Origin of the sequence: Micromonospora sp. CA-269861 (genome assembly GCF_050948505.1) — a bacterium.
Taxonomy (GTDB): Bacteria; Actinomycetota; Actinomycetes; order Mycobacteriales; family Micromonosporaceae; genus Micromonospora.
This window is the reverse complement of sequence record NZ_CP192014.1, coordinates 4,141,022-4,167,336: the sequence shown is the minus strand read 5'-3', so window position 1 is coordinate 4,167,336 and position 26,315 is coordinate 4,141,022. Positions and strand designations below refer to the sequence as shown.

Here is a 26,315-nt window from a genome sequence, read left to right as displayed (position 1 = left end):
GCGTGAGCGAAGGGCTTGAAATCCTACCTTGTTGGTAGGAAAATCGATCGCATGCCGCCCGTTCGGTTGTTCACCTCTCGCCGGGTCGTCGACCTGATGCGGGTTGCCACGCAGCTCTGTCCGAGCGCGTCCAACCCCGCCTGAACGGGCTCTTCAGCCCTCGCTCGCCCGGCCGCGCCGCCGGTGCGCGACCGGTATCCCCGCACTCCGCCAGCGCGGAGGTGCACCCCGTCGAGGAGGACCTGTGACGATCAACAACGCCCCAACACCCGCCGCCGTGGACCCCCGGCTCCAGTTCGACGAGGAGTGGCGGCAGTGGCACCGACGTCACGAGGAGGTCCGAGCCGACCCGCACGGCTTCCTCGCGGTCACCGGTCTGCACTGGCTCACCTCGGAGCCGCAGCGATTTCCCGACGTACCGGGGGAGTGGCACACCGGTGGGACCGGACCGGTGGTGGCCCTCGGCGACGACGAGGAGCTGATCATCGACGACCTGCCGGTTCGGGGCCGGCACGAGTTCGGGCCGATCGCCGAGCGCGGTGGCGTCACCGTGGGCATCGACGGTGGGGTGCTGGAGGTGGCCCGCCGGGGTGGGCACGACATTCTCCGTCCCCGGCGCCCGGATCACCCGTTCCGGGTCGCCTACCGGGGCACTCCGACCTATCCGCCCGCCCGCCGATGGGTCCTGCACGGCCGCTTCGTGCCGTTCGACAGCCCTCGACCGACCACTGTCGGCGCGGCCGTGGAGGGGCTCACGCACGTCTACGACGCCCCCGGCCAGATCGAGTTCGCGGTTGACGGGGTGCCGCTGAGCCTGACCGCGTTCAACGGCCACGCGCCCGGGAGCCTGTCGGTGCTGTTCACCGACGCCACCTCCGGCGTCACTACCTATCCGGCCAACCGGTCCCTCGCGGTAGGCGCACCCGACGAGCAGGGTCGGGTCACCGTCGACTTCAACCGGGCGACCAACCTGCCGTGCGCGTACACCGACTTCGCGACCTGCCCGTTGCCCCCGGCGGAGAACCGGCTGCCGATCGCCGTCGAGGCCGGCGAGAAAACCCCGTACGAACGGCTGGCGGACACCCCCGCCGACCGTTCGTAGGCCCAGCGGACCAGACCCTCGGGAGGAACGCCATGACCCAGTTCACCGACACCCCGATCGACGCCGACAGCGACACGCTGCGGACGTTGCTGCGCCACCAGGCCAGCACCGTCACTGTGGTCACCGCTCCGGGCTCGCCGGCGGTCGGCTTCACCGCCACCTCGTTCACCTCGGTCTCGCTGGCGCCGCCGATCGTCTCGTTCTGCCTGAACCTCGGGTCGTCGAGCTGGCCCGCGGTTGCCCGTGCCCGCCACGTGGCCGTGCACCTGCTCGCTCACCATCAGCAGGAGTTGGCCCGGACCTTCGCGACGAGCGGCATCGACCGGTTCGCGACACCCACCCGCTGGCGGGCCGGCCCGGAGGGGGTGCCCATCCTCGACGACACTCTGGCCTGGCTCCTCTGCCGGGTCGTCGACCGGGTGACCGTCGGCGATCACGCCGTGGTGCTGGCCGAGCCGGAGGTGCTCCGGCACGCCGACGTCGGTACGCCCCTGCTGTACCACCGAGGGCGCTACGCCGGGCTGGCCGGCGACCACCCGGTGTCCCGCCGTCCCGCCGCCTGAGCGGCGCTGTCACCGGCCCATCCCCACCGAGGAGGTTCGCCGTGCGCGCGATAGTCGCCGCCCCGGACACGCCCGAAGGCTTCCGACTGACGGACCTGCCCGATCCCGTCCCCGGCCCTGGGCAGGTCCTCGTCGAGGTGCGGCACGCCGCCGTCAACGCAGGCGAGATCCGTCACCTCGGTGTCTGGCCGGCCGGGAGCGTGCTCGGGTACGACGCTGCGGGATACGTGGCGCGCGGGGCGACCGACGGGACCGGACCGCGCGAGGGTGAGCGCGTGGTCGCCTTCGGCGCGGGCGCCTGGGCCCGACTCGCGGTGTTCGACGTGGACAGTGTGGCGGTGGTCCCGCCCGCCGTCGACCTGGCCGAGGTGGCCGCGCTGCCCATGGTTGGCCTGACCGCCCTGCGCACCTTGCGGACGTCAGGCGCGCTCCTCGGTCGCCGCGTGCTGATCACGGGCGCGTCCGGGGGTGTGGGTCGGGTCGCCGTCCAGCTCGCCCGGCACGGTGGGGCGTACGTGGTCGCGGCGGTGGGCTCTCCGGCTCGTGGTGGCGGGCTGGCGGAACTGGGCGCCGATGAGGTGGTGGTCGGCCTCGACGCGATCGCCGACCCGGTCGACGTGGTGCTGGAGACGGTCGGCGGCCCCTCGCTGGTGGCCGCCTGGGGTCTGCTGGCCCCTGGTGGGGTGCTGCACAGCATCGGCTGGGCGTCCGGTGAGCCGGCGGCCTTCCCGGTGAACTCCACCTTTGCTCCGGGCGCGGCACGGACACTGCGGTCCTTCGGCGACGCCAGCGCGGCCGGGCCGGATCTCGGGGTCCTGGCCGATCTCGTGGCGCGCGGAGTGTTGCGCTCGCCGATCGGTTGGCGCGGCTCGTGGCAACGTCTCGGGGAGGCGGCCGACGCGCTGCGGGGGCGCCGCGTGGCGGGCAAGGTCGTGCTCGATCTGGATTGAGGGCTGGCCCAGCACTCAGGCGTGATCCCTGCAAATCCTATAGCCTTAGTAGGGTATGCGTCAACGAATCGACGTCCTCCCGTGCGATAGCCGACATCCGGCGACGGATTCGTTGACACCACCACGCGCTGGAGGTGGACTCGGTCCCATGTCCAGCGAGCTGCGGCTGACGATCCGCGGCCACATCGACTTCGGTCGGGTGTGGTCGAGTTCCTGTCTGGCCTGACCCGGCACCCTCGCCCGTAGCCCGGCCCGCCGCACCGGCCTGCCGGGGTGAGGCGCACCGCCGCGCCGCCACCGCACCCGACACCCTCACCGGCCCACGCCCCTGCGCGCGGCCGGGTGTCGGCCTACCCGCTTCCGCCTGCTGGACAGGAGATCTCACCATGCCCGCGAACCGTCTGCGAATGCTGGCCGCCGCCGCGCTCGCTCCACTGCTCGCCGTCGCCGCCGGTTGCTCCACCGGCGCCGCCCCGGCCGCCGAGGCGGCTGGCCAGCCCCGCTCCGGCGGCACCCTCACCTGGGCCGTGGAGACCGAGCCGATCACCCTCAACCCGCACCAGTACGCCCAGGCCAAGGCCCGCCTGCTGGTCTGGAACACCTTCGAGTCGTTGCTCACCTACGACCAGCGGGGCAAGCTGGTGCCCTGGCTGGCGACCGGCTGGACGGTCGCGCCGGACGGGCTGTCCTACACCCTGACGCTGCGCGACAGGGTCACCTTCTCCGATGGCACGCCCTTCGACTCGGCCGCCGTCAAGGCCAACTTCGACAAACTCCGGGAACCCGGGTACGCCCCGGCCGTCGCCGCCGTCCAACTGCGCAACCTCAGGGCCGTCGAGGCGGCCGACCCGCGCACCGTCCGGCTCGTCCTCAGCGCGCCGGACGTGCTCATCCTCGACTTCCTCGCCTCCCCGCAGGGCGCGCAGATCTCCCCGACGTCACTGCGCCAGGCGAAGAACCTCAAGGCCGGTGGCATCGACGTGGTCGGCACCGGGCCGTTCGTGCTGGACCGCTACGTCCCCGGCCAGGAACTGCACTATCGGCGCAACGCCAGTTACGACTGGGCGCCGCCCACCGCGACGCACACCGGCCCCGCCCACCTCGACGGGATCACCTACCGGTTCCTCAGGGAGTCGGCGGTACGCGTCGGCGCCCTCACGTCGAGCCAGGTGCAGCTCATCGAGGGGGTGCCGGCCACCGACCAGCCGCTGATCACCGGCAACCGGACGCTGCGCCTGACCCGCGAACTCAACTCCGGCTCCGCCTACTCCTACTACTTCAACACCTCCCACGCGCCCTTCGACGACCTGCGGGTCCGGCAGGCGTTCCGGGAGGCCGTCGACGTCGACACCGTGTTGAAGTCCGTCTACCGCGACACCGCCACCCGCGCCTGGAGCGTGATCAGCCCATCCAGCCCGCTGTACGACAAGCGCCTCGAAGGCGGCTACAGCGGCGACACCGCCAAGGCGAACACCCTGCTCGACCAGGCCGGCTGGGCTTCCCGGGACGCCGACGGCTACCGGGTGAAGGCCGGCAAGCGGCTCACCGTACGGCTCGTGCAGTCCGCACCCTTCGTCCGGGACCGCCGCGACGTGCTGGCCCAGGCCGTACAGGCCGCCGTCAAGCAGAGCGCCGGCATCGACCTCAGGGTGTCGCTCGTCGACCAGGGCACCGCCACCGACGCGTTCCAGCGCAACGAGTACGAGGTCTTCGACAACTCGCGCGCCGACACCGACGCCGGCGCCGCCCTCAACCTGCTGCTGCACTCGAAGGGCGGCATCAACCGCACCCAGATCAACGACCCGCGGATCGACCAGCTCCTGGAGGCCGGTCAGGCCGCCGCCGACCCGACGAAGCGCGCCAGCATCTACGCCGAGCTGCAACAACAGGTCGTCGCCGAGCAGGCCCTGCTGCTGCCGCTGTACGCCCCGGCAGACCAGATCGCGGCCAGCACCGGCGTGGGCGGGGTGCGCTTCGAGCCCACCGCCGGGGTCCCCGCCAGCGCGTACGACCTGTGGATCGGCAAGTGACATGAGCCGCCCACCCGTACGTGCCGTGGCCCGCCGGCTCGGTGCCGGCCTGGTCGTCCTCTGGGTCGCGGCCACCGCCGCCTACCTGGCGCTGCTGGCCGCCCCCGGCGACACAGTGGACAACATCGTCGGCGACGGTGCCGACACCCCGCAGATCCGTGCCGAGATCGTCACCGAGTGGGGCCTGGAACGGCCGGCCGTCGTGCAGTACCTCGACTACCTCTGGCGGCTCGGCGGTGGTGACCTCGGTCGCTCGTACCTGTTGCAACGCCCCGTCGCGGAGGTGATCGGCGAACAACTCGCCCCCACCCTCACCCTCGCGGTCGCCGCCGCCGGGCTCGGGGTGCTGCTCGCCCTGCTCCTCGCGGTGGCCACCGCCGGGGACCGGCGACCGTGGCTGCGCCGGGTCAGCTCCGGCACCGAACTGCTGCTGGTCTCCACCCCGCCGTTCCTGATCGGGCTCCTGCTGCTCAGTGTGCTGTCGTTCCGGTTCGGGCTCTTTCCGGTCTCCGGCGATCAGGGCATCGCCGCGTTGGTGCTCCCCGCCGTCACCCTCGCGCTGCCCATCGCCGGGCTGCTGGCTCAGGTGCTGCGCGACGGCATCGACAAGGCCCTCGACGAGCCCTTCGTGCTCACCGCCCGCGCCCGGGGCGTTCGGGAACGGACGGTGTTGGTGCGTCACGCGTTGCGGCACGCCCTCCTGCCGGTCGTCACCCTGGCCGGCTGGCTCTTCGGCATCCTGCTCGGCGGCGCCGTGATCGTCGAGCAGGTCTTCGGCCGCCCCGGCCTCGGCCAGGTCACCCTCACCGCGGTCACCACCCGGGACATGCCTGTGGTGCTGGCCGTGGTCACCCTCTCGGCTGCCGTCTACGTCGTGGTCAACACCGCGGCCGATCTGGCGTACCTGCTGATCGACCCACGTCTGCGAAGGAGCTGACCCCGATGACCGTCACCCTGGGCCCTCCGCTCACCGAAGCCCCCGCGCGGATCCTCGCCGACCCGGCCGACCCGGCCGTACGCCGACGGTCCCGGCCGCGACCAGGCCTGCTGGCCGCCGGGACGTACCTCATCCTGCTGGTGGTCGCCACGACCTGGCCGGCGGCGCTCGCCCCCGGCGATCCGCTCGCGGCCGACCCCCTCGCCGTGCTCAGCCCGCCCGAGGCGGCGCACTGGTTCGGCACCGACCACCTCGGTCGCGACGTCTGGACGCGGGTGGTGCACGGCGCCGGCCACTCGCTCACCATCGGCGTCGCCGCCACCGCCCTCGCGGTGACCGGCGGCGTGCTGCTCGGCCTGCTCGCCGGCCTCACGCACCGGATCGCCGACGAGGCGCTGAGCCGCACGTTCGACGCATTGTCGGCGTTCCCCATGCTGCTGCTGGCCCTGCTGTTCATCGCTGTCGCCGGCCCCGGCACCGCCAGCCTGATCATCGCCATCGGCATCGCCACCCTGCCGCACCACGCCCGCGTGGTCCGTGGTCAGACGCTCATCGTCCGCCGCTCGGGCTACGTCGAGCAGGCCGTCACCTTCGGCCGGTCCCGACCCCGGCTGGTGCTGCGGCACGTGCTCCCCAACGTGGTCGGCCCGGTGCCGGTGCTGGCGGTGATCGGGCTCGGTGAGGCGATCCTGGCCGCCGCCGGGCTCAGCTTCCTCGGCATGGGTCCACAGCCGCCGTCGCCGGAATGGGGCGCGATGCTCTCCGAAGGGCGCAACTACCTTCAGGTCGCCTGGTGGATCAGCATCCTGCCCGGCCTGGCGGTCACCGCAACCGTGGTGTCGCTGACCGTCGTCGGACGCCACTGGCAGGCCCGCTTCGACGGGCGGCGGCACTGATGGCCCCCCTGGTCACGGTCGAGGACCTGCACGTCGACTTCGACACCCCGACCGGCCGGGTGGCCGCGGTACGCGGGATCAGCTTCACCGTCGAGCGTGGCGAGTGCGTGGCCGTCGTCGGAGAGTCCGGCTCCGGCAAGAGTGTCACCGCTCGTACCCTGGTCGGTCTCGCCGGCCCGGGCGCGCGGGTCCGCGCCGCCCGGCTGGAACTAGCTGGCCACGATGTGCGAGGACACCGGCCACGGGACTGGCGGCGCGTGCGTGGCCGCCTCGCCGGGCTGGTGTCGCAGGACGCGCTGGTCTCCCTCGACCCGCTGCGCACAGTGGGCGCCGAGATCGGTGAGGTGCTCACCACCCACGAGATCGTCGGCCGCCGGGAACGAGCCGGCCGGATCACCCACCTGCTCGACGAGGTCCACCTGCCGGAGCCGGAGCGCCGGGCCCGGCAGTACCCGCACCAGCTCTCCGGTGGGCTGCGGCAGCGGGCACTGATCGCCTCCGCGATCGCCGGGGAGCCGGCCCTGCTGATCGCCGACGAACCGACCACCGCGCTGGACGTCACCGTGCAGGCGCAGATCCTGCGGCTGCTCGCGGAGCGACGCGCAGCCGGAGTGAGTCTGCTGCTGATCAGTCACGATCTGGCGGTCGTCGCCCAGGTCGCCGACCGGGTCCTGGTGCTGCGCGACGGTCAGATCGTCGAGCACGGCCCCACCGACCAACTGCTGCGGGCGCCGGCACATCCGTACACCCGGCAGTTGCTGGCCGCGGTGCCCTCCGCGACCTCGCGGGGCCGCCGGCTGGCCGGAGCGGCGCGGGCCGGGGACGCACGGGCGACGCTGCCCGCCCGGCCCGAGGTCCGCGCCGACGACACGGTGCTCGACGTCGACGGCCTGACCAAGAGGTACGGGGAGCACACCGTCGTGCGGGACGTCGCCTTCACCATCGCGCGGGGCGAGACGCTCGGCCTGGTGGGGGAGTCCGGCTCCGGTAAGAGCACAGTGGCCCGGATCGTCACCGGTCTGCTCGACGCCGACGCGGGCACCGTCACCTTCGAGGAGACGCCCTGGGCCGGCGTGCCGGAGCGAGCCCGCCGTCCGCTGCGGCGCAGGTTGCAGCTGATCTCGCAGGACCCGCTGAGCTCCTTCGACCCGCGCTACACCGTCGGGCGGGTCGTCGCGGAAAACCTCGACCCGGGCGTCGGCCGCGCGGACCGCCGCGATCACGTCGTCGACCTGCTGCGTCGCGTCGGGCTCGGCGCGGACCTGGTCGACAGGCACCCCCGGCAGCTCTCCGGCGGGCAGCGGCAACGCGTCGCCATCGCCCGCGCCATCGCTCCCCGACCCAGTCTGATCATCTGCGACGAACCGGTCTCCGCTCTCGACGTCTCCGTGCAGGCCCAGGTCCTCGACCTGCTGGCCGAGCTGCGCGCCACCGACGGCACCGCCCTGCTCTTCATCTCCCACGACCTGGGTGTGGTGCACCACCTCAGCGACCGGGTGCTGGTCATGCACGACGGCGCGGTGGTCGAGCAGGGCCCGGTCGGCGACGTCTTCACCTACCCCCGACACGACTACACGCGGTCCCTGCTGAACGCGCTGCCCACGCTGGTCACCGCCGGCCGACCGGAGGAGAAGAACCCATGACCGAGAAGAGCCTGCACCTGGCCGTGGCCCTCGACGGCCTCGGCTGGCACCCCGCCGCCTGGCGGCTCTCGCACGCCGACGCGACCGCGCCGCTGACCGCCCGCTACTGGAAGGCCCTCGCCGGCGAGGCCGAACACGCCGCCCTGGACCTGCTCACCATCGACGACAGCCTCGACCTTCAGACGTCGCGGCACGACGGCCCCGACGACCGCGTCGACGAGGTCCGGGGGCGCCTCGACGCGGTGCAGATCGCCTCCCGACTCGCCCCGCTGACCCGGCACATCGGGCTGATCCCAACCACCAGCACCACCCACACCGAACCGTTCCACCTCTCCACGGCGATAGCCACCCTCGACCACATCAGCGGTGGGCGGGCCGGTTGGCGGCCCAGGGTCTCCGCGCGCAGGGCCGAGGCCGGGCACTTCGGTCGCCGTGACATTCCGCCCCTGGACCTGACCCGGCTCGACGAACCGGAAGCCGTACGGCTCGTCGGCGACCTCTTCGCCGAGGCCGGCGACGCCGTGGAGGTGGTCCGCCGGCTCTGGGACAGCTGGCAGGACGACGCCGTGATCCGGGACGTGCCCACCGGCCGCTTCGTCGACCGGGAGCGACTGCACTACATCGACTTCACCGGCCGGTGGTTCTCCGTCAAGGGCCCCTCCATCGTGCCCCGGTCCCCGCAGGGGCAGCCGGTCGTCGCCGCGCTCGCCCACTCGTCGGTGCCGTACGCGTTCGCCGCCCGGCACGCCGACATCGTCTTCGTCACCCCGACCGACGCCGGACACGCCGCCGCGATCGTGGCCGAGGTGCGGGCGACCGAGGAGACCGTCGGCCGGGCGGGCGCACCGCTGCGCGTCCTCGCCGATCTGGTCGTCCTGCTCGACGAGACGTCGACGCTGGCCCAGCACCGCCGGGCCCGCCTCGACGAGCTGCACGGCGCGCGGTTCACGTCCGACGCGTCGATCGTCACCGGCACCGCGGGGGAGTTGGCCGACCTGCTCGCCGAGTGGCACCGCGCCGGGGTGGACGGTTTCCGGCTGCGGCCCGCCGTGCTCCCCGACGACCTGACCACGATCAGCCGGGCCCTGGTGCCGGCACTGCGCGACCGGGGCCTGTTCCGTGCCGGCTACCCCGGCGGGACGCTGCGCGACCTGCTCGGCCTGCCCCGACCGGCCAGCCGCTACGCCGTCGCGGCGACCGACTGAGCACTGGAGACCGTCATGCCCAAGCAGATCATCCTGGCCGCGCACTTCCCCGGCGTGAACAACACCACCGTCTGGAGTGACCCCGCCTCCGGCAGCCAGATCGACTTCTCCTCCTTCGTCCACCTGGCCCGCACCGCCGAGCGGGGCAAGTTCGACTTCCTCTTCCTCGCCGAAGGATTGCGGCTACGCGAGCAGCGGGGCCGCATCCACGACCTGGACGTCGTCGGACGCCCGGACACGTTGACAGTCCTCGCCGCCCTCGCGGCGGTCACCACCCATCTGGGGCTGGCCGGCACCCTCAACACCACCTTCCGGGAGCCGTACGAGCTGGCCCGGCAGTTGGCCAGCCTCGACCACCTCTCCGGCGGTCGGGCCGCCTGGAACGTCGTCACCACCTCCGACGCGTTCACCGGGGAGAACTTCCGCCGGGGCGGCTACCTCGACCGCGCGCTGCGCTACGAGCGGGCCGCCGAGTTCGTGCGTACCGCGCGGGAGTTGTGGGAGTCGTGGCCGGCGGGAGCCATCGCCGGCGACCGGGACGGCGGCCGGTACGTCACCGAGGCCGCCCCCGGCGCCTTCGCCCACCACGGGGAGCAGTTCGACATCGCGGGGCACTTCACGGTGCCCCGCAGCCCCCAGGTGCACCCGGTGATCCTGCAGGCCGGCGACTCGCCCGACGGTCGTGAGTTCGCTGCGTCCAGCGCCGACGCGATCTTCTCCCGACACGGCACCCTGGAGGACGGCCAGGAGTTCTACCGGGACGTGAAGTCCCGGCTCGCCCGGTACGGCCGCCACCCCGACGACCTGTTGGTCATCCCCGGTGTCACGTTCGTGCTCGGCGACACCGACGCCGAGGCGCAGGAACGCGCTCACCACATCCGCCGCCAGCAGGTCAGCCCGCAGACCGCGATCCTGCTGCTGGAACAGCTCTGGAACCGGGACCTGTCCGGGTACGACCCGGACGGCCCGCTGCCCGCCGAGGACCCGGACGTCTCCGGCGACGCGATCAGCCGGGGCCGGGCCGGCATGTATCCCGACCCGGTCGGCACCGCCCGGCAGTGGCGGGCCCTGGCCGAGGAGAAGGGGCTGGGCATCCGGGACCTGATCATCGAGGTCACCGGCAGGCAGTCCTTCGTCGGCACCGCGCAGCAGGTCGCCGAGCGGATGAACCACTTCGTGCAGTCGGACGCCGCCGACGGATTCATCCTGGTGCCACACCTGACCCCGGGTGGGCTCGACGAATTCGTCGACCGGGTGGTTCCGCTGCTTCAGGAGCGTGGCGTCTTCCGCACCGAGTACGCCGGCAGCACCCTGCGCGAGCACCTGGGCCTCGGCCCTGCCGTGACCCCGACGGCGTCCGCCTGACCCTCCAGTCGAAAGCGACGGTCCCCGCGTGAAGTTCCTGCTGATAACGCTCATCACCCACCTGCCCGACCCGGTCACCGGCCGGCAGAGGAGCACCACCGAGCGGTTCCGGGAGGTGGTCGACACGGCAGTCCTGGCCGAGGAGCTCGGGTTCGACGGGTACGGCGTCGGCGAACGGCACGAGCGCCCGTTCATCTCGTCGTCGCCGCCGGTGGTGCTGAGCCACATCGCGGCCCGCACCTCCACGATCCGGCTGTTCACCGCCGTCACCACGCTCAGCCTGCTCGACCCCGTCCGCGCCTACGAGGACTACGCCACCCTCGACCACCTCTCCGGCGGCCGACTCGAACTGATCATCGGCAAGGGCAACGGCGCGGCGCAGGCGCAACTGTTCCACGTCACCGCCGAGGACCAGTGGGACCGCAACCGGGAGGGTTACGAGCTGTTCCGCCGACTCTGGCGGGAGGACAAGGTCACCTGGTCCGGGACGTACCGGCCGTCGCTGACCGAGGCCGAGACCTGGCCGCGCCCGCTCCAGCAGCCCATCCGGGTCTGGCACGGCAGCGCCACCAGCCGGGACTCCGTCGACCTCGCCGCCCGCTACGGCGACCCGATCTTCTCCGCCAACGTCAGCAACCCCATCGAGCCGTACGCCGAACTCATCCGCCACTACCGGGAACGCTGGGCGCACTACGGGCACGATCCGGCCGACGCCCTGGTCGGTGCCGGCACCGCAGGCTTCCACGTGGCCCGTACCTCGCAGGAGGCGATCGAGCGGTACCGGCCGATCTTCGACGCCCGGGTGGCCGCGTTCCGGCGACTCGGCGTGCCACCGGTCTTCGGCACCCTGGAGGACGCCATCGACCGCAGCTCGATCCTGGTCGGCAGCCCACAGCAGCTCGTGGACAAGGTGCTGCGTTACCACGACCAGTTCGGCCACGAGGTCATCCACCTCCAGGCCGACCACGACGGGCTGACCGACAAGCAGCACCGGGAGAGCCTGGAGTTGTTCCAGGCCGAGGTGGCGCCGGTGCTGCGCCGGGAGATCCCCAGCCGTCCCTTCCATCCGTCGGCGACCACCGCCGCCACGGCCTGACCAGAAACGGGGACACCATGCCCTCCACGCCCCTGTCCATCCTCGACCTCGCACCGGTGCCCGCCGGTGGCACCGTCACCGACGCCCTCCGCAACACGGTGGACCTGGCCGGCCGCGCCGAGCAGTCCGGTTACCACCGCTACTGGCTGGCCGAGCACCATCTCGCCGCCGGTGTCGCCAGCTCCGCGCCGGCCGTGCTCATCGGGCAGGTCGCCGCGGCCACCAGCGCGATCCGCGTGGGCTCCGGGGCCGTCCAGGTCGGTCATCGCACCGCCCTGTCGGTCGTCGAGGAGTTCGGCACCCTCGCCGCTCTCCACCCCGGCCGCATCGACCTCGGGCTGGGCCGATCCGGTCAGCGGCGCGTCGAAGCCGCCCGGGAGATCACCGTGCCAACCCCGGTGCCGGTCGAGGCCCGGGTGGTCGACGGACTGCTCATTCCGCCGCCGTTCTCCTACGCCCAGGTCCTCGCCTCACCGCGGTTCGCCCTGAGCAGCGCCCTGCTGCACCAACCGGGCGCCCAGCCACCGCCCTTCGCCGAACAGGTGGCCGACGTGCTGGCCCTGCTACGCGGCGACTACACCGACGCCGACGGTCTGGACGCGCACGCCGTGCCGGGGGAGGGCACCGATCTCCAGGTGTGGCTGCTGGGCAGCAGCGGAGGGGAGAGCGCCCAACTCGCCGGCGCGCTGGGCCTGCCCTTCGCCGCCAACTACCACGTCAGCCCCTCCTCGGTGCTCGACGCGGTCGCCGCCTACCGGGCCGCGTTCCGGCCCTCGACCGCGCTCGCCGAGCCGTACGTGGTCGTTTCCGCCGACGTGGTCGTGGGCGACACCGACGACTCCGCACGCCGGCTGGCCGCACCGTACGGGCCCTGGGTGCGCAGCATCCGCAGTGGCGACGGAGCGATCCCGTTCCCGAGCCCGGAGCAGGCCGCCGCGCTGCGGTGGACCGACGACGACCGCGAACTCGTCGCCGACCGGGTGGACACCCAGTTCGTCGGATCGCCCGCGACGGTGGCCGAGCGGCTGCGTACCCTGCGGGACGTCACCGCCGCCGACGAACTGCTCGTCACCACGATCACCCACGCCCACGCCGACCGGGTCAGCTCCTACGAGTTGCTCGCCAAGGAGTGGAACGACTGATCCGGGGGGTGGGCGGCGGTGGTCAGTCGACCGTCACCGGGTGCCGGACGACACCGTCGAACAGGTACCCGAGAGCGTTGGGGCGGGCCTGGTCCGGCTGGCCGGCCCCGGTGACGTCGGTGGCCCGAGCCCGCAGGGCCCATCGGCCCGGGCGTGGTGGGCGCCAGAGCGCCGTCCAGCGCTGCCAGACGCCGCCCTCGTCGGCGGGGTCGAGGTCGGCGGGTCGCCAGGTCGCCCCGTCGTCGGTGCTGATGTCGACAGTGCGGATCGGGCCGTTGCCCGACCAGGACCGGCCGGGTATCAGCAGCTGCTCGCCGTTCGGGACGCGGACGTCCCACGGCAGCTCGAAGGCGCTCTTGACCACCGCTGTCGTCACGAGCCGGCCGTCGACCGGATGGCCGGGCCCGAACATCCGGTAGAACCGGGTGTTCCACGGGGAGGAGAGGGGAGTCGCGGAGACCTCGATCGGGCCGACCCATTTGATCGAGGAGATGCCGATCCAGCCCGGCACCACCACCCGCACCGGGAAACCGTGGTCGACAGGCAGCGTCTCCCCGTTCATCTCGTACGCCAGCAGCACGTCGTCGAGGGCCTTGGCGATCGGTATCGGGCGACGCACCCGGCCGAGATTCGCCCCGTCGGCCACGAAGTCCGGGTCCAGGCCCTCGGGCTGCACGTCGACCGCGTCGTCGGTCAGGCCGGCGTGGCGCAGGACTGTCGACAGCCGTACGCCCCGCCAGCGCGCCACCCCCACCGCGCCCAGACCCCACGACACCCCCGGCGCGGGGTGGGCCTGCTGGGAGGCGAAGAAGCGGCGACCGTTACCCGCGCACTCCAGCAGGGCGGCGGTCTCCTCGGCGGGCATGGCCCGGAGGTCGCCGTAGTCGAACTCGACCGCGTCGTCGCGGGTCGGCGAGCCCCGCAGGCCGGTCCCGAACAGGCGAAGACGCCACGTGTTTGCGTCCAGTTGCGGACTGCGGGTGTGGTTGCGGACGAAGAACCGGTCGGTGGGGACCGTGAAGCCCTGCCCCGCCATGGCCTCCCACCGCATCTCGGCATTGCCGCCGTGGACTGTGAGCAGCCGTGGGGGTAGTGGCTTGACGATCGTCGCGGCGGCGCGTGACGGGAGGGAGAGTGTCACCCGGAACCTCCCTACGAATTGTTTGTTGGCAAGTCCTATTGAATCAATAGGAGTTCCCGCCTGGCCAGCCAGGCCGGCACCGGCGCGCGTCGCGAGGAATGTTCGGGGTTGTTCGGGCCTGTTCGAGGTGGTTCCGGCCGGCAGCGCGACCGATCAGGCTGGAGTCGGAGCCGGTTGCTCCACGGACAGTCAACGGCAGGGAGAGATCGATGAAGTTGCTCAGAACGCTGGCCATCTCCGCGGCCATGGTCGCGGCGCTCGTGACGGGCGCGGCGGCACCGGCGAGTGCCGACGCCGTCTCCAGCAACGCCTACGGGTCGGCCTACTTCCAGAGCTCCGGGGACTACATCACGCTCACCCATTACACCTACGACCCCTACCCGGGCTTCTACGCCTCCTACGCGGAGTGGTACACCGACTACGGCCGGACCGGGTTCTGCGGCGACAACACCGGTGGTCGGATCGGGTGCAACGAGGACGTCGCGGAGAAGCGGTGGATCAGCATCCGGGTCTGCACCCGCTACGGCGTCTACAACAGCGTCACGTGCGGCGACTGGGAGACCTCCCGCACCTGACCTGCCCGGGATCGGGTCGATGACAGCCGCGCCTGCCGCACCGGGGGCGCGGCTGTCACCTGTGGACCACCCCGTTCTGGTACGCCCACACGACGGTCTGTAGCCGGTCCCGTGCGCCGATCTTGGCCATGGCGCGGCCGAGGTGCGACTTGACCGTGCTGGTCTCGATGAAGAGCCGCTCGGCGATCTCGACGTTCGACAGGCCCTGCGCGAGCAGTTCCACGATCTCGGTCTCCCGCGCGGTCAGCTGGTGCGCCGCCGCCGCGTCGGAGCGGGGAGCGGGTGTACGCCTGGCGAACTCCGAGATCACCCGACGGGTGACGGCCTGGTCGACGAGCCCGTACCCGCTCGCGAGGCGACGGATCGCCTCGATCAGGTCCTCGGGCTCACAGTCCTTGAGAATGAACCCGCTGGCACCGGATTCCAACGCGCCGAAGACGTACTCGTCGAGGTCGAAGGTCGTCACGACCAGCACCGCCGGTGGCGTTCCGGGCGCCTCGGCGACGATCTGCCGGGTCGCGGTGAGCCCGTCGCCGTGCGGCATCCGGACGTCCATGCAGATGACGTCCGGTTGCAGCCGGCGGGCCAGCTCGACCGCTGCGGATCCGCTCGACGCCTCGGCCACGACCTCGATTCCGCCGGCCTGCTCCAGGATGACGCGGAAGCCGGCGCGGACGACGGCCTGGTCGTCGACGAGCATCACTCTGATCATGCGGAGGCCTCCTCCTTCGGGCGGGATGCGGTGGGGCCGTTCGTCGGAAGCGTCGCGGCGACCGACCAGCCACCGGCCGCTGTCGGGCCGGCGGTGAACGTCGCCCCGATCAGCTGCGCGCGTTCGCGCATGCCCACCAGGCCGACACCACCGGTCCGTGCCGCCGGTACGCGGCGCGGCGCGGCGGGTTCGTTCACCACCTCCAGCGACACCGAGCGGGGCTCGAAGCGGAGCACCACCCGCGCCGGGGCGCCCGGGGCGTGCTGTCGGGCGTTGCTGAGCGACTCCTGCGCGATCCGGTAGAGCGCGACGTCGGCGATCGGCGACACGTCGCGGTGCTCGCCCTCCCGGACGAACTCCACCGGGCCGGCGAGGTTGCCCGCGGTGCGGACGAGGTCGTCGAGCATGCCCAGGCCCGGCACCGGAGCGGCGCCCTCGCCGCCCTCGTGTCCCGGCCTCCCCCGCAGCACACCGACGACCAGCCGCAGGTTGTCCAGGGTCTCCTTGCCCTGGCTCCGGATCCAGGCAACGCCGGCCTTCGCGGCGGCCGGGTCACGGTCGATCAACCGCTCGACCGCCGCGGCCTGCACGACCATGCCGGAGAGGTGGTGGGCCGCCACGTCGTGCAACTCCCGGGCCATCCGGGAGCGTTCCGCGCCGATCGCCGCCTGGGCCTTCGTGTGCTGCTCCCGGATCGCCTCGTCCGCTCGCACCCGGACCAGCTCGACGTAGCGCCGGTAGGTGGCCACGTAGCCGCCGACGAACGTCGCGCTGGCGTAGGTCAGGGCGCTCGCCGAGACGTACGCGACGGCGGTCAGCAGATCCGGGGTCACCGCGACAGCCGCCCCGACCGACTCCACCACCACTGCCGCGCCGGCGGCCAGCAGCGCGCGCCGAACCGGCAGCAACGACCCGACGGTGTACGCCACGACGAACGGTGCGATGCCCCGGATGGTCGCCTCGGGCAGGGAGGCGCCGATGATGGGCAGTTGGAGGCCGACGATCAGCGCGAGGCAGAGCAGTGGCCGGACCCGACGCAGGCACAGCAGGATCGCCTGCGCGCAGCACATGGCGACGAGCAGCCAGGCCCGCGTCGGGTCGAACGACACCCCGTCCACCGGTGCCACGAACCAGAACAGCACTGTCAGCAGTACGAACGTCAGGACGGTCAGCACGCCGGCGAGCAGGCAGTCCCGGGGGAACACGCCGGTCACCCCGAGCCGGGTGAGCCGTCCGTCGAGCCACTTCGTCAGTCGGGGTCTGTCGGGTTCGGTGTCGGTGCGGTCCCTCATGCGGTGCGCATCCTTGCTCCGGATCGTCCCGGGTCGGGCGGGTCAGTAGGAGATGCTAGGCGCGAGCAGGTGGAACTCCACGGCGAACCAGCCCGCGCCGGCGAGAGCGACCAGGATCAGGCTGCTGCCGGCGATCCGTCGCCAGCCGACGTGGCGTCGGACGTCGTCGACCAGCCGGACCGTGGCGGGCACCACGCCGAGCAGACCAACCAGTTGCAGCACCTGGATGGTGCGCAGGGCGGCACCGGGAACGTCCTGCAGGCTCATGATGCTGATGATGCTCAGCACCCAACCGGCGAACGCGAGCAGCGTGCCGGCGACGGCGAGACGGCTGAGGATCCGCGCGGTACGCCCCGCCCGCTCCCGGGGAGCGCGGCCGAGCCGACGGCGGACGATCGCGCCGACCGGCCAGGACAGAACGGCGAGGAGCAGCACGACTGTCGACAGGGCGAGCACCGGGACGGCCACCGTGGAGGCACGGGCGGCTTCGACGGGCAGCAGCGTGAACGCGGGGTCGAGACTGATCGCCTCCACCCGGTCGTCGGTGGCCCGCATGGCGATCGTGCGCTGCCCGCCGACCTCGCGCCAGACCCAGGGCGCCACCTCCTCGTACAGGGCGGGAGAGTCGGAGAGCGGGCCCGGCTCCAGCAGCAGCCGGTCGCCGTCGGCGACGCTGACCGTCGTCCGTCCGACCAGGCCGATCGCGGTCAGGAAGTTGCTCCGTACCGCTCGCGAGGACTCGTACGTGCCGGCGGCCAGTGCGGCGTGCTCGGCGGTGGTCGCCGGGTCGACGCCGACGGTCGGCTGGTCGTCGCGGGCGGGGAAGTAGCGGTCGGCGAAGCCGTTCACGATCGACTCGCGAAGTTCGTTGCTGTCGAGCGCGCCGGAGCCGTTGCTGTTGAGGGAGAGGAAGATGCCGGCCCGGTCGTCGGGGTAGATCTGCAGGTGGGAGTGGAAGTACTTGGTGTCGCCGCCGTGGCCGAGGATGCGGTGACCGTTGCGGTCCTCCGCGAAGAATCCGAGTGTCATCCGCGGTCCGTCGGCCAGCGTGCCCAACGACGTCGAGTCGAGTGCCGGCCGCTGCATCAGCTCGCGGGTCGGTTGGTCCAACAGGGGCGCGAAGCCCACCGGCTCGCCGAGCTGGGCGAGCATGAATCGCGCCATGTCGGTCGCCGGGGCGCTCAGCGCACCGGGCGGGGGCGTACCGACGATCTCGAACGGCGCGGCCGGCCCGGCAGAGGTGTCGTACCCGTTGGACATCCGGTCACGCAGCGCCGCCGGGAGGGGCTGCTCGAAGGTCGACGACGGCATGCCCGCGCGGTCCAGGATGTTGCGCTGGACGTACTCCTCGAAGCGCGTCCCGCTGACGCGTTCGACGATGTAGCCGGCGAGCGCGTTGCTGTAGTTGGAGTACGCCGGGACGGTGCCGGGTTCGTAGATCTGCTCCGGCGGGTCGGTCATCAGAGCCCTGCGCAGGTTGACGTTGCCGCCGTCGGTGCCGATGAGGCCGGCGATCCGCTCCTCGAAGCCGGCGGTGTGCGTCAGCAGGTGCCGCAGGGTGACGGCCCGCTCGTAGTGGCGCGGCAGATCGAAGTCGAGGTACGTCGTGACGTCGGCGTCGAGGTCGAGCTTTCCGCTCTGCACGAGTTGCAGCACCGCGGTGGCGGTGACGAGCTTCGACACCGATCCCATCCGGAACAGGTGCCGGTCCGGGTCGACCGGCACCGCCCCGTTGCCGCCGGTGCCGGTGTCGGCGTACCCGTACCCCCGGGTTGTGATGATCTTGCCGTCGTTCACGACGGCGACAGTGGCTCCCGCGATGCCGGTACGGTCGAGCGCCGCCGGTAGCAGGCCGTCGAGCCAGGCGTTGACGTCGGTGTCGGTCAAGGCGGAACCGCTCGCTGCGGCGGGTGCCGCCGGAGCGTCGACGTGCGGTGCGGGGTGGTGCTGCGGCGCGCCGCAGCCGGCGGCGCTCACGGCGATGACGACAGCGATCGCCAGCACCGCGCCGAGTCGGACGACACGCCGGTGTCGCCGCAACGGAAGAAGAGAGAGTGGGCGCATTGTCTGCCAGTGCCTTCCCAGGCGAACGGGTGTCCGGAGCAGGTCCGTAAGGCGTCACCCGATGCCCTGGAACAAGCCTGTTCGAGCGATCGCCCCCAGCCATCTGGCGCAGGACGGCAATGCGCTTACGACCTGAGGAGGAGGGCGGATGCACCGATGGAGCAGTGCGGGCGGTTCCCGCAGTTGAACGATGCGTACGCCGATCTGCGGGTTTGCCCACCGATCGAGGGACATCGTTTGACTTGTGCGTCGAACACATCTTTGATGGTCGATGTACATGTTCGGCGTGGTCGGGCGCTTGGTCGTCTGGGTGGGCCGGTCGGTGCCCTGAGCCTGGAGGACGGATGCGAGTCATCGCGCGGAGAAACCCGAGCCACCCACGACGGCGGCTGCTGCCGGCGGCGATGGCGGCGGTGACGCTGCTGAGCCTGGCCGTTGGTGTGCCGGCGTCCGCCGCGGCGCCGTCGACAGTCGTCGGCGTGGCCAGCGGTCGTTGCCTGGACGTGGTCGGCAACGTCCGAACCGCGGGCGCCGGCATCAACATCTACGACTGCAACGGTCAAGCCAACCAGGCGTGGACGTTCACCTCGGCTGGTGAGCTGCGGGTCTACGACGAGACGATGTGCCTGGACGTGGTCGGCCAGGACACCACAGCGCCGGCCGCGCTGCAGATCAACGGCTGCACCGGCGGCGCCAACCAACGGTGGCGGATCACGACCTCGCAGACCATCGTCGGCGTCCAGTCCGGCCTCTGTCTGGATGTGAGCGGCGCGGGCACCGCGAACAGCACGACAGTCGGTCTCTGGACCTGCAACGGGCAGTCCAACCAGCGGTGGACGACGTCTCTGGGTAGCGCCGACACCCAGCCGCCGACGGCGCCGGGCAGTCCACGGGTGAGCGGCCTGACCTGCAACTCGGTGACGTTCGCGTGGAACGCCTCGACGGACAACGTGGCGGTGGCCTTCTACGACATCTACCACGATGGGCAGTTGATGACGTCGGTGAGCGGCACGACGCTCTCCACCAACCTGACCGTGGTGGCCGGGGCGACCTGGGGGCTGTACGTCAACGCCCGCGACGCCGCCGGCAACGTGTCGCAGGCGAGTTCCACCGTCTCGATCACGCCGCCTCCCTGCCAGGCCGACAGTCAGCCACCAACGGCGCCGCAGGGCCTCAGCGGCACAGCGTCGGGCACCACGGTGACCCTGCGCTGGACGGCGTCGACCGACAACATCGGGGTTCGGGCGTACGACATCTACCGGGCCGGCGTGAAGGTGGGCACTGTCACCGGCGCGCCGCCGGCGACCACGTTCACCGACAGCGGTCTGGTGGCGAACACCGCGTACCAGTACTACGTGGTGGCTCGGGACGCGCAGGACAACGCCTCGTCGCGCAGCGGCACCGCGACGGTGACCACGGGCACGGCGTGCGCCAACCCGGTGTGCGGCGTGCGGCAGGTCACCACCGACACCGACATCCCGTGGGGTCTGGTGACCCTGCCGGACGGCAGCGTCCTCTACAACCGCCGCGACGCGCACGACATCATCCAGCTCAACCCGACCACCGGGGCCAAGACCAACCTGGGCACGGTGCCGAACGTGCAGAGCACCGACGGTGAGGGCGGCCTGCTGGGGCTGGCCATCTCGGCCAGCTACTCCAGCGACCGCTGGCTGTACATCATGCACACCTCGCCGAGCGACAACCGCATCGTCCGGATCAGGCTGGAGAACGGGCGACTCAACACCGCCAGCGAGCAGGTGCTCCTCACCGGCATCCGGCGTAACAAGTACCACGACGGTGGTCGCCTGCGGTTCGGCCCGGACGGCAAGCTGTACGCCAGCACCGGCGACGCCCAGAACGGCAACTACGCCCAGGACAGGTCCAGCCTCGAAGGCAAGATCCTGCGACTCAACCCGGACGGCACCGTCCCCTCGGACAACCCGTTCGGCAACTACGTGTGGAGCTACGGCCACCGCAACCCGCAGGGTCTGGCGTTCGACTCGCAGGGCCGGCTGTGGGAGCAGGAGTTCGGCAACTCGATCATGGACGAGACCAACCTGATCACCAAGGGTGGAAACTACGGCTGGCCGGCGTGCGAGGGCACCAGCGGCTCCTGCGGCACGGCCGGGTTCATCGCGCCGGCGCGCACCTATCCGACCGCCGAAGGCTCCTGCTCCGGAATCACGATCGTGCGCGACGCGCTCTACGTGGCCTGCGCCCGGGGCGCTCGGATGTACCGCGCCGTCATCAGCGGCAGCAGCCTGACGAACGTGCAGACCTACTTCAGCGGCACCTACGGTCGGTTGCGGACGGTGGAGCCGGCTCCCGACGGGGGGCTGTGGCTGACCACCACCAACCAGGGTGACAAGGACAGCACTCCGAACAACAGCAACGAGAGGATCCTCCACGTCACGCTCGGCAACTAGTTGCGGTGTTTCCGCAGGGCCACCCCCGTGCTGGCCCTGCGGAGCCGCTCGTGCACCGAGAGAATGACGCGGCGACCTGACCAAACCCTTACCAGGCCAGGACGGCCCGGTGTATCAGGCCGGATCGGTCTGGGCGTGGTGGTCGACCCGTGCGAGGGCGGCGGCGGGATACTCGGCGTCGCCGCTGCCGATGTCGGTCATCAACGCGAGGGCCTCCCGCCAGCTGTCGACCGCCTCCCCGGTGGCGCCGAGGCCGTCGAGACCCACGCCGAGCCAGTAGAGCCCGCGAGCGGTGCTGAGCTGATCGCCGAGGTGTCGAAGGGCCACCGCCGCCCGGGCGTGCCGAACCGTTGACTCGTGCCGCGCCAGGTTCGCGTTCTGGTGCGCGAGGTGCACCTCCAACGGAGGAATCTGCTGCCGGATGTCGTTCTCGACGGCGATCCGCAGCGCCTCTTCGAGGAGGGCGAGCGACTCCTGCGCCCGACCCTGCTCGGTGTAGAGCCACCCGAGGTTGCTCAGGCAGACACACAGGATGAAGACGTCGTCCAACTGCCGGGCTGCGGCCAGGGCGAGCCGCAGATGCTTCTCGGACTCGTCCCAGTCGCCCTTCTGCCCGTAGGCGTTGCCAATGTTCATCCGGCTGACGACCTCGTCGCGGGGGGAACTCTGCTCCAGGTTGACCTGCGCGGCGATCTCCATCCACCGAATGGCCTGGTCGAAGTCCCGCCCCAGCGCGTAGGCGACACCGAGCCCGTTCGCCATCAGCCGCTCACCGTCGGGCCGGTCGTCGAGGCGCGCCGCGACCACCCCCAACTCGTGAGTCTCCCGCAGGGTCGTCAGGGCGTGGGTTCGTACCAGAAAGCTGTACTGGCAGTCGGCGAGCTGCCACGTTTCCCGCGCCAGTCCGAGACTGTCGCAGATCCTGACCAACGCCACCAGGTTGCCGCCCTCCACCTGGAACCACGAACTGGCGGCACCCATCGAGTCGAAGGTGGGTGCCTGCGGGAGTGGATGCGCGATGCGCATGGGCACGGACGTGCGGAGGCGCTGGAACACGCTCTGAGCGGCCACACCCTGCTGGACGTACGCGTCGGCGAGCCGCCCCACCGCGAGCAGGCGTTCGTGCTCGGAGTCCTCCCGCTCGGCCCGCTCAGCGCCGTAGAGCCGGAGCAGGTCGTGCATCTGGTAGCGGCCCGTGCCGTCGTCGTCGAGGAGGTAACGGTCCACCAACGCGTCGATGTTCTCCTGGATCTCGCTCTCGGCCTGACCGGCGAGGACCGCCACCGCAGCGGTCGACAGCACCGTGTTCGGCACGAGCCCCAACAGCCGGAACACGCGCGCCGATGCGGCCGGTAGCGCGCGATAGGACACCGCGAAGACACCGCGTACCGCGCTGTCGCCCTCGACGGCCAGCCCGGACAGCCGCTCTCGGGCGTCCGCCAGCTCCAGCAGCAGATCTGGGACGGTCAGACGTTCGTCCACGACGATCCGTGCGGCGGCGACGCGCAGGGCCAGTGGGAGGTTTCCGCAGAGCGCCGCCAGCCGGAGGATCTCGTCCCGACCCGCCGCCGCACGATCCGCGCCGATCATCGTGGCCACGAGCCGGTACGCCTCGTCGTCGGACAGCAGGCCCAGCCTCAGGCTCTGCGCCCCCTCGTGGGCCACCAGCCCGTCGAGACGATTGCGGCTGGTGATGACCGTCAGGCAGTTCGCCGACGCCGGGAGCAGCGGACGCACCTGTTCGGAGGAGACGGCGTTGTCGAGCAGGACCAGCACCCGCCGGTCCGCGAGCGTCGACCGGTACAGGGCCGCGGCCTCGTCGACGTCGAGGGGGATCCGCTCCGGTGGCACGCTCAGCGCCCGCAACAGCTGACCGAGTGCGTCGATCGGACGGGTCGGCGAGTCGGTTCCGTGGCCGCGCAGGTTGACGAACACCTGGCCGTCCGGATAGCGCGCGGCCGCCCGATGCGCCCAGTGCACGGCCAACGCCGTCTTGCCGAGCCCGCCGATTCCGCCGATCGTGCAGATCGGGGCGACACCGGAGGGCGCCCCGCCGTCGCTGACGGCGTTGTCCAGGGCCACGAGATCCGCGTCGCGGCCGATGAATCCGGGGATGTCGCGCGGAAGGTGCCGAGGCGCGGCCACTGTGTTGTCGGCGCTGGGCGTCGGAAACGCGAGCTCCGGATCGTCGGCGAGGATCCGTTGGTGCAGGCGCTGGAGATCCTGGCCGGGCTCGACGCCGAACTCCTCGACCAGCGTCCGGCGCGCGTCACGGTAGGCCTCCAAGGCTTCGGTACGCCGGCCCGACCGACTCAGCGCCACCATGAACAGCTCGATCCCGTGTTCCCTGGTCGGGAACTCCCGTACCAGGTCGGCCAGCAGCCCCACCACCCGGACATGCTCACCGGCCGCCAGTTCGGCCTCCACCCGCCGCTCGAACGCGGCCAACCGCCGCTCCTCAAGTCCACGCCCGAGCCGCTGACGCAGTGCCTCGTCGGCCACGCCGGCCAGCAGCGGACCACGCCACAGGTCGAGGGCCGCCGCCAGAGCCTGAGCACGAACCGCCGGATCCGCGATCGTGCGAGTCCGGGCCACCTCTGCCGTGAACCGGTGCAGGTCGACAGTCGCGGGGTCCACGTCGATCAGGTAACCCGCGCCGCGCGTGACGATGCGAACGCCGTACGGGGCGAGCCTCCGCCGCAGCCGGGCCACGTAGGTGTGCAGGGTGGCGCGACGATCCGCGGCGTCGACGTCACTCCAGAGCAACTCGATCAGACGTTCCGTCAGCAGCACCCGGCCGGGCTCCAGCAACAGCAACCCCAGCAGGCAGCGCTCCTGCCGTCGACCCAGCTCAACCGGCCTGCCCCGGTGGCTGGCCGCGACATCTCCGAGCACCTGGAACTCCACACGGCGCAGCGTATCGGGTATCGATTGCCTTCTACCGCAACGCGAAACCGGCAGTGGTGGGGCGCGGGTCAGACCGGATTCTCGCTCAGCCGCTGGTCAGGAGCACGAGTTGCTGAGTCGCCCGGGTCATCGCGACGTAGCGGTCGACCGCCCCTTCGATGCCGGTGCCGAACCTGTCCGGGTCGATGAGGACTACCAGGTCGAACTCCAGCCCCTTGGCCTGCTCCGGGCTCAGCGACCGGACGCGGGCCGTGGGCGGGAACGTCGGGTCGCCGATCACGCACGCGATCCCGTCGGCGTGCGCGGCGAGCCAGGTGTCGAGGATCGAGCCCAGTTCGGCGACCGATCCGTGCACGACGGGGAGCCCGTTGCCGCGGATGGAGGTCGGCACGTTCGCGTCGGGGAGCGCGGCCCGGATGATCGGCTCGGCCGCCGCCATGACCTCCGCCGGCGTCCGGTAGTTGATGCTCAGCGAGGCCACTGTGACCCGGTCGAGGCCGACCCGCTTGAGGCGTTCCTGCCACGACTCGGTGAACCCGTGCCGGGCCTGGGCGCGGTCGCCCACGATGGTGAAGCTGCGCGACGGGCAGCGTGCCAGCAGCATCTGCCACTGGGCGTCGGTCAGCTCCTGTGCCTCGTCGACGACGATGTGCGCGAACGGGCCGGCCAGCAGATCCGGATCGGCGTCCGGCAGGGCCGACCCGTCGACCAGGACGTCGCGCAGGTCGGGTTGGCGCAGCATCGTCAGCAGGCCCTCGCCGTCGTCGTAGGCGTCGGCCGCGAGCAGTTCGTCGACGACCCGGGCCATGTGCTCGCGTTCGACGGCGGCGGCCGGGTCGTCCCGGCGGATGCGCCCCGACCTCTCCGCGTCGCCGAGCCGCTGCCGTGCCGCGTCCAGCAGCGGCAGGTCGGACACGGTCCAGGCCCGCGGGTCGTCGCGTTGCAGCCTGCGGACCTCCTCCGGGCTGAGCCACGGCGCGCACCTGCGCAGGTACGCGGGCACCGACCACAGGTCACCCACGAGATCGGCCGCGTCGAGCAACGGCCAGGCGCGGTTGACGGCCGCCCGCAGTTCCCGGTTACGCAGCAGCGAGTTGCGGAGCACGTCGTCCGGCTCGTCGCCGTCGTACCTGTCGGTGAGGATCGTGAGCAGCTCCTCCCAGATCTCCTCGCGCGCCTCGTTGTGCGGGGTGCCCGGGCCCGGCGCCTGGAACGCGTCGGCCCAGTCGTCGGCGCGCAGGCGGATGTCGGTGTCGCCGACCGTGATCGTCATCGGGGCTACCGGCGGGTCCTCGTAGAACCGGACGGCCGCGTCGATCGCCCGGATCAGGTCGGCCGAGGACTTCAGCCGGGCCACCTCCGGGTCGGTGTCGTCGGTTGCCGCGCCCCCCTCGGCGACGAGGTCACGCAGGGTGCAGGTCTGCACGTCCTCCTCTCCGAGGCTGGGCAGGACGTCGGCGACGTAGGCGAGGTAGGGCTGGTGCGGCCCCACGAAGAGCACCCCACCCCGGCGCTGACCGAGGCGCGGGTCGGAGTAGAGCAGGTACGCGGTGCGGTGGAGAGCGACGACGGTCTTTCCGGTGCCCGGACCGCCGTCGACCACGAGGGCGCCGGCCGACCCCGCCCGGATGATGGCGTCCTGGTCGGCCTGGATCGTGCTGAGCACGTCGCGCATCCGGGCCGACCGGGCGCTGCCCAGGCTGGCGATGAACGCGGACTGGTCGTCGAGCGCGACGGCGTGCCCCACGAACCCGTCCGGCGTGAACACCTCGTCCCAGTAGTCGCTGATCCGGCCGCGGGTCCAGCGGTAGCGGCGGCGGCTCGCCAGGCCCATCGGGTTGGCGTGGGTCGCGCCGAAGAACGGCTCGGCGGCAGGTGAGCGCCAGTCGAGCAGCAGCCGCCGGCCTGTGCTGTCGGTGAGGCCGCGACGTCCGACGTACACGGGCTCGGGGTTGTCCGCCTCGACCACGTGGCCGAGGCACAGGTCCAGCCCGTAGCGGCTCAGCGAGCGCAGGCGGGCGGTCAGCCGGCGGACCTCCTCGTCCCGGTCGACGGCCTGCCGGCCCTTGCCGCCGGGCGCCCGGCGCGCGGTGTCGAGCCGGTCGGACAGCTCGGCGCTGAGCTGCGCGAGGCTCTGCGCCATGGCCGCGAAGTGCCGCTCGTCCTGGGCGATGAGCGCCGGGTCGGCCTTGGGGGAGAGGTGACCGGGGAGTTCGAACACGGAGGTAGGCAAGGAATCCAATTCATGACTTCCATTTCGGCAGAATCT

19 protein-coding genes are annotated in these 26,315 nt (G+C 71.8%); 13 read left to right on the top strand and 6 right to left on the bottom strand.

Annotated features, from left to right (window positions below; translation table 11 throughout):
* The first annotated feature begins 244 nt into the window (after positions 1–244).
* The 11 genes from ACQP0U_RS19120 to ACQP0U_RS19070 all read left to right on the top strand — a co-directional run bounded on the left by ACQP0U_RS19120 (position 245) and on the right by ACQP0U_RS19070 (position 12,929).
* A complete protein-coding gene (locus ACQP0U_RS19120) occupies positions 245–1,102 on the top strand; it encodes a DUF1684 domain-containing protein (RefSeq protein WP_433308905.1) in 858 nt (285 codons plus the stop codon).
* 32 nt (positions 1,103–1,134) lie between these two features.
* Positions 1,135–1,665 carry a flavin reductase family protein gene (locus ACQP0U_RS19115; RefSeq protein ID WP_433308904.1) on the top strand — a complete coding sequence of 177 codons (531 nt, stop codon included), beginning with the start codon at positions 1,135–1,137 and terminating at the stop codon, positions 1,663–1,665.
* Positions 1,666–1,706: 41 nt separating this feature from the next.
* Complete coding sequence (locus ACQP0U_RS19110; RefSeq protein ID WP_433308902.1) at positions 1,707–2,615, top strand: zinc-binding dehydrogenase; 909 nt, start codon at positions 1,707–1,709, stop codon at positions 2,613–2,615.
* A 386-nt stretch (positions 2,616–3,001) separates the two neighbouring features.
* Positions 3,002–4,645, top strand: a complete 1,644-nt coding sequence (locus ACQP0U_RS19105) for an ABC transporter substrate-binding protein (RefSeq protein WP_433308900.1) — start codon at positions 3,002–3,004, stop codon at positions 4,643–4,645.
* A 1-nt stretch (position 4,646) separates the two neighbouring features.
* Positions 4,647–5,582: an ABC transporter permease gene (locus tag ACQP0U_RS19100; protein WP_433308898.1), complete on the top strand. Its 936-nt coding sequence runs from the start codon at positions 4,647–4,649 to the stop codon at positions 5,580–5,582.
* A 5-nt stretch (positions 5,583–5,587) separates the two neighbouring features.
* Positions 5,588–6,478 (top strand): ABC transporter permease, encoded by an 891-nt coding sequence (locus ACQP0U_RS19095; RefSeq protein ID WP_433308896.1) that lies wholly within the window; start codon positions 5,588–5,590, stop codon positions 6,476–6,478.
* Positions 6,478–8,121, top strand: a complete 1,644-nt coding sequence (locus ACQP0U_RS19090) for a dipeptide ABC transporter ATP-binding protein (RefSeq protein ID WP_433308894.1) — start codon at positions 6,478–6,480, stop codon at positions 8,119–8,121. The genes ACQP0U_RS19095 and ACQP0U_RS19090 overlap by 1 nt, the downstream gene beginning before the upstream one ends.
* A complete protein-coding gene (locus tag ACQP0U_RS19085) occupies positions 8,118–9,326 on the top strand; it encodes an LLM class flavin-dependent oxidoreductase (RefSeq protein ID WP_433308892.1) in 1,209 nt (402 codons plus the stop codon). Before ACQP0U_RS19090 ends, ACQP0U_RS19085 begins: the two co-directional genes overlap by 4 nt.
* A 15-nt stretch (positions 9,327–9,341) precedes the next feature.
* On the top strand, positions 9,342–10,691 hold the full coding sequence (locus ACQP0U_RS19080; protein WP_433308890.1) for an NtaA/DmoA family FMN-dependent monooxygenase: 1,350 nt from the start codon (positions 9,342–9,344) through the stop codon (positions 10,689–10,691).
* Between the two features lie 28 nt (positions 10,692–10,719).
* On the top strand, positions 10,720–11,787 hold the full coding sequence (locus ACQP0U_RS19075; RefSeq protein WP_433308888.1) for an LLM class flavin-dependent oxidoreductase: 1,068 nt from the start codon (positions 10,720–10,722) through the stop codon (positions 11,785–11,787).
* Positions 11,788–11,804: 17 nt separating this feature from the next.
* Positions 11,805–12,929, top strand: a complete 1,125-nt coding sequence (locus ACQP0U_RS19070) for an LLM class flavin-dependent oxidoreductase (RefSeq protein ID WP_433308886.1) — start codon at positions 11,805–11,807, stop codon at positions 12,927–12,929.
* Between the two features lie 22 nt (positions 12,930–12,951).
* On the opposite strand, the gene ACQP0U_RS19065 is transcribed toward ACQP0U_RS19070, so the two are convergent.
* Entirely contained in the window at positions 12,952–14,070 is a 1,119-nt protein-coding gene (locus ACQP0U_RS19065) for a sulfite oxidase (RefSeq protein WP_433308884.1), read from the bottom strand.
* A gap of 209 nt (positions 14,071–14,279) precedes the next feature.
* Between ACQP0U_RS19065 and ACQP0U_RS19060 the strand changes: the two genes are divergently transcribed.
* A complete protein-coding gene (locus ACQP0U_RS19060) occupies positions 14,280–14,645 on the top strand; it encodes a hypothetical protein (RefSeq protein ID WP_433308882.1) in 366 nt (121 codons plus the stop codon).
* Positions 14,646–14,700: 55 nt separating this feature from the next.
* Here the strand turns inward: ACQP0U_RS19060 and ACQP0U_RS19055 are convergent, their stop codons facing one another.
* Genes ACQP0U_RS19055 through ACQP0U_RS19045 form a run of 3 tightly spaced genes read right to left on the bottom strand, consistent with a single transcriptional unit; the run spans position 14,701 to position 18,689 of the window.
* Positions 14,701–15,357: a response regulator gene (locus ACQP0U_RS19055; RefSeq protein ID WP_433308880.1), complete on the bottom strand. Its 657-nt coding sequence runs from the start codon at positions 15,355–15,357 to the stop codon at positions 14,701–14,703.
* Positions 15,354–16,649 (bottom strand): sensor histidine kinase, encoded by a 1,296-nt coding sequence (locus tag ACQP0U_RS19050; RefSeq protein WP_433308878.1) that lies wholly within the window; start codon positions 16,647–16,649, stop codon positions 15,354–15,356. The genes ACQP0U_RS19055 and ACQP0U_RS19050 overlap by 4 nt, the downstream gene beginning before the upstream one ends.
* A gap of 42 nt (positions 16,650–16,691) precedes the next feature.
* Positions 16,692–18,689 (bottom strand): serine hydrolase domain-containing protein, encoded by a 1,998-nt coding sequence (locus ACQP0U_RS19045; RefSeq protein WP_433308876.1) that lies wholly within the window; start codon positions 18,687–18,689, stop codon positions 16,692–16,694.
* Positions 18,690–19,057: 368 nt separating this feature from the next.
* On the opposite strand from ACQP0U_RS19045, the gene ACQP0U_RS19040 reads away from it, so the two are divergent.
* Positions 19,058–21,139 carry a PQQ-dependent sugar dehydrogenase gene (locus ACQP0U_RS19040; RefSeq protein WP_433308874.1) on the top strand — a complete coding sequence of 694 codons (2,082 nt, stop codon included), beginning with the start codon at positions 19,058–19,060 and terminating at the stop codon, positions 21,137–21,139.
* 114 nt (positions 21,140–21,253) lie between these two features.
* On the opposite strand, the gene ACQP0U_RS19035 is transcribed toward ACQP0U_RS19040, so the two are convergent.
* Positions 21,254–24,046, bottom strand: coding sequence for an AfsR/SARP family transcriptional regulator (locus ACQP0U_RS19035; RefSeq protein WP_433308872.1), 2,793 nt, complete (start codon positions 24,044–24,046; stop codon positions 21,254–21,256).
* A gap of 85 nt (positions 24,047–24,131) precedes the next feature.
* On the bottom strand, positions 24,132–26,267 hold the full coding sequence (gene helR / locus ACQP0U_RS19030) for an RNA polymerase recycling motor ATPase HelR (RefSeq protein WP_433308870.1): 2,136 nt from the start codon (positions 26,265–26,267) through the stop codon (positions 24,132–24,134).
* Positions 26,268–26,315 lie beyond the last annotated feature (48 nt).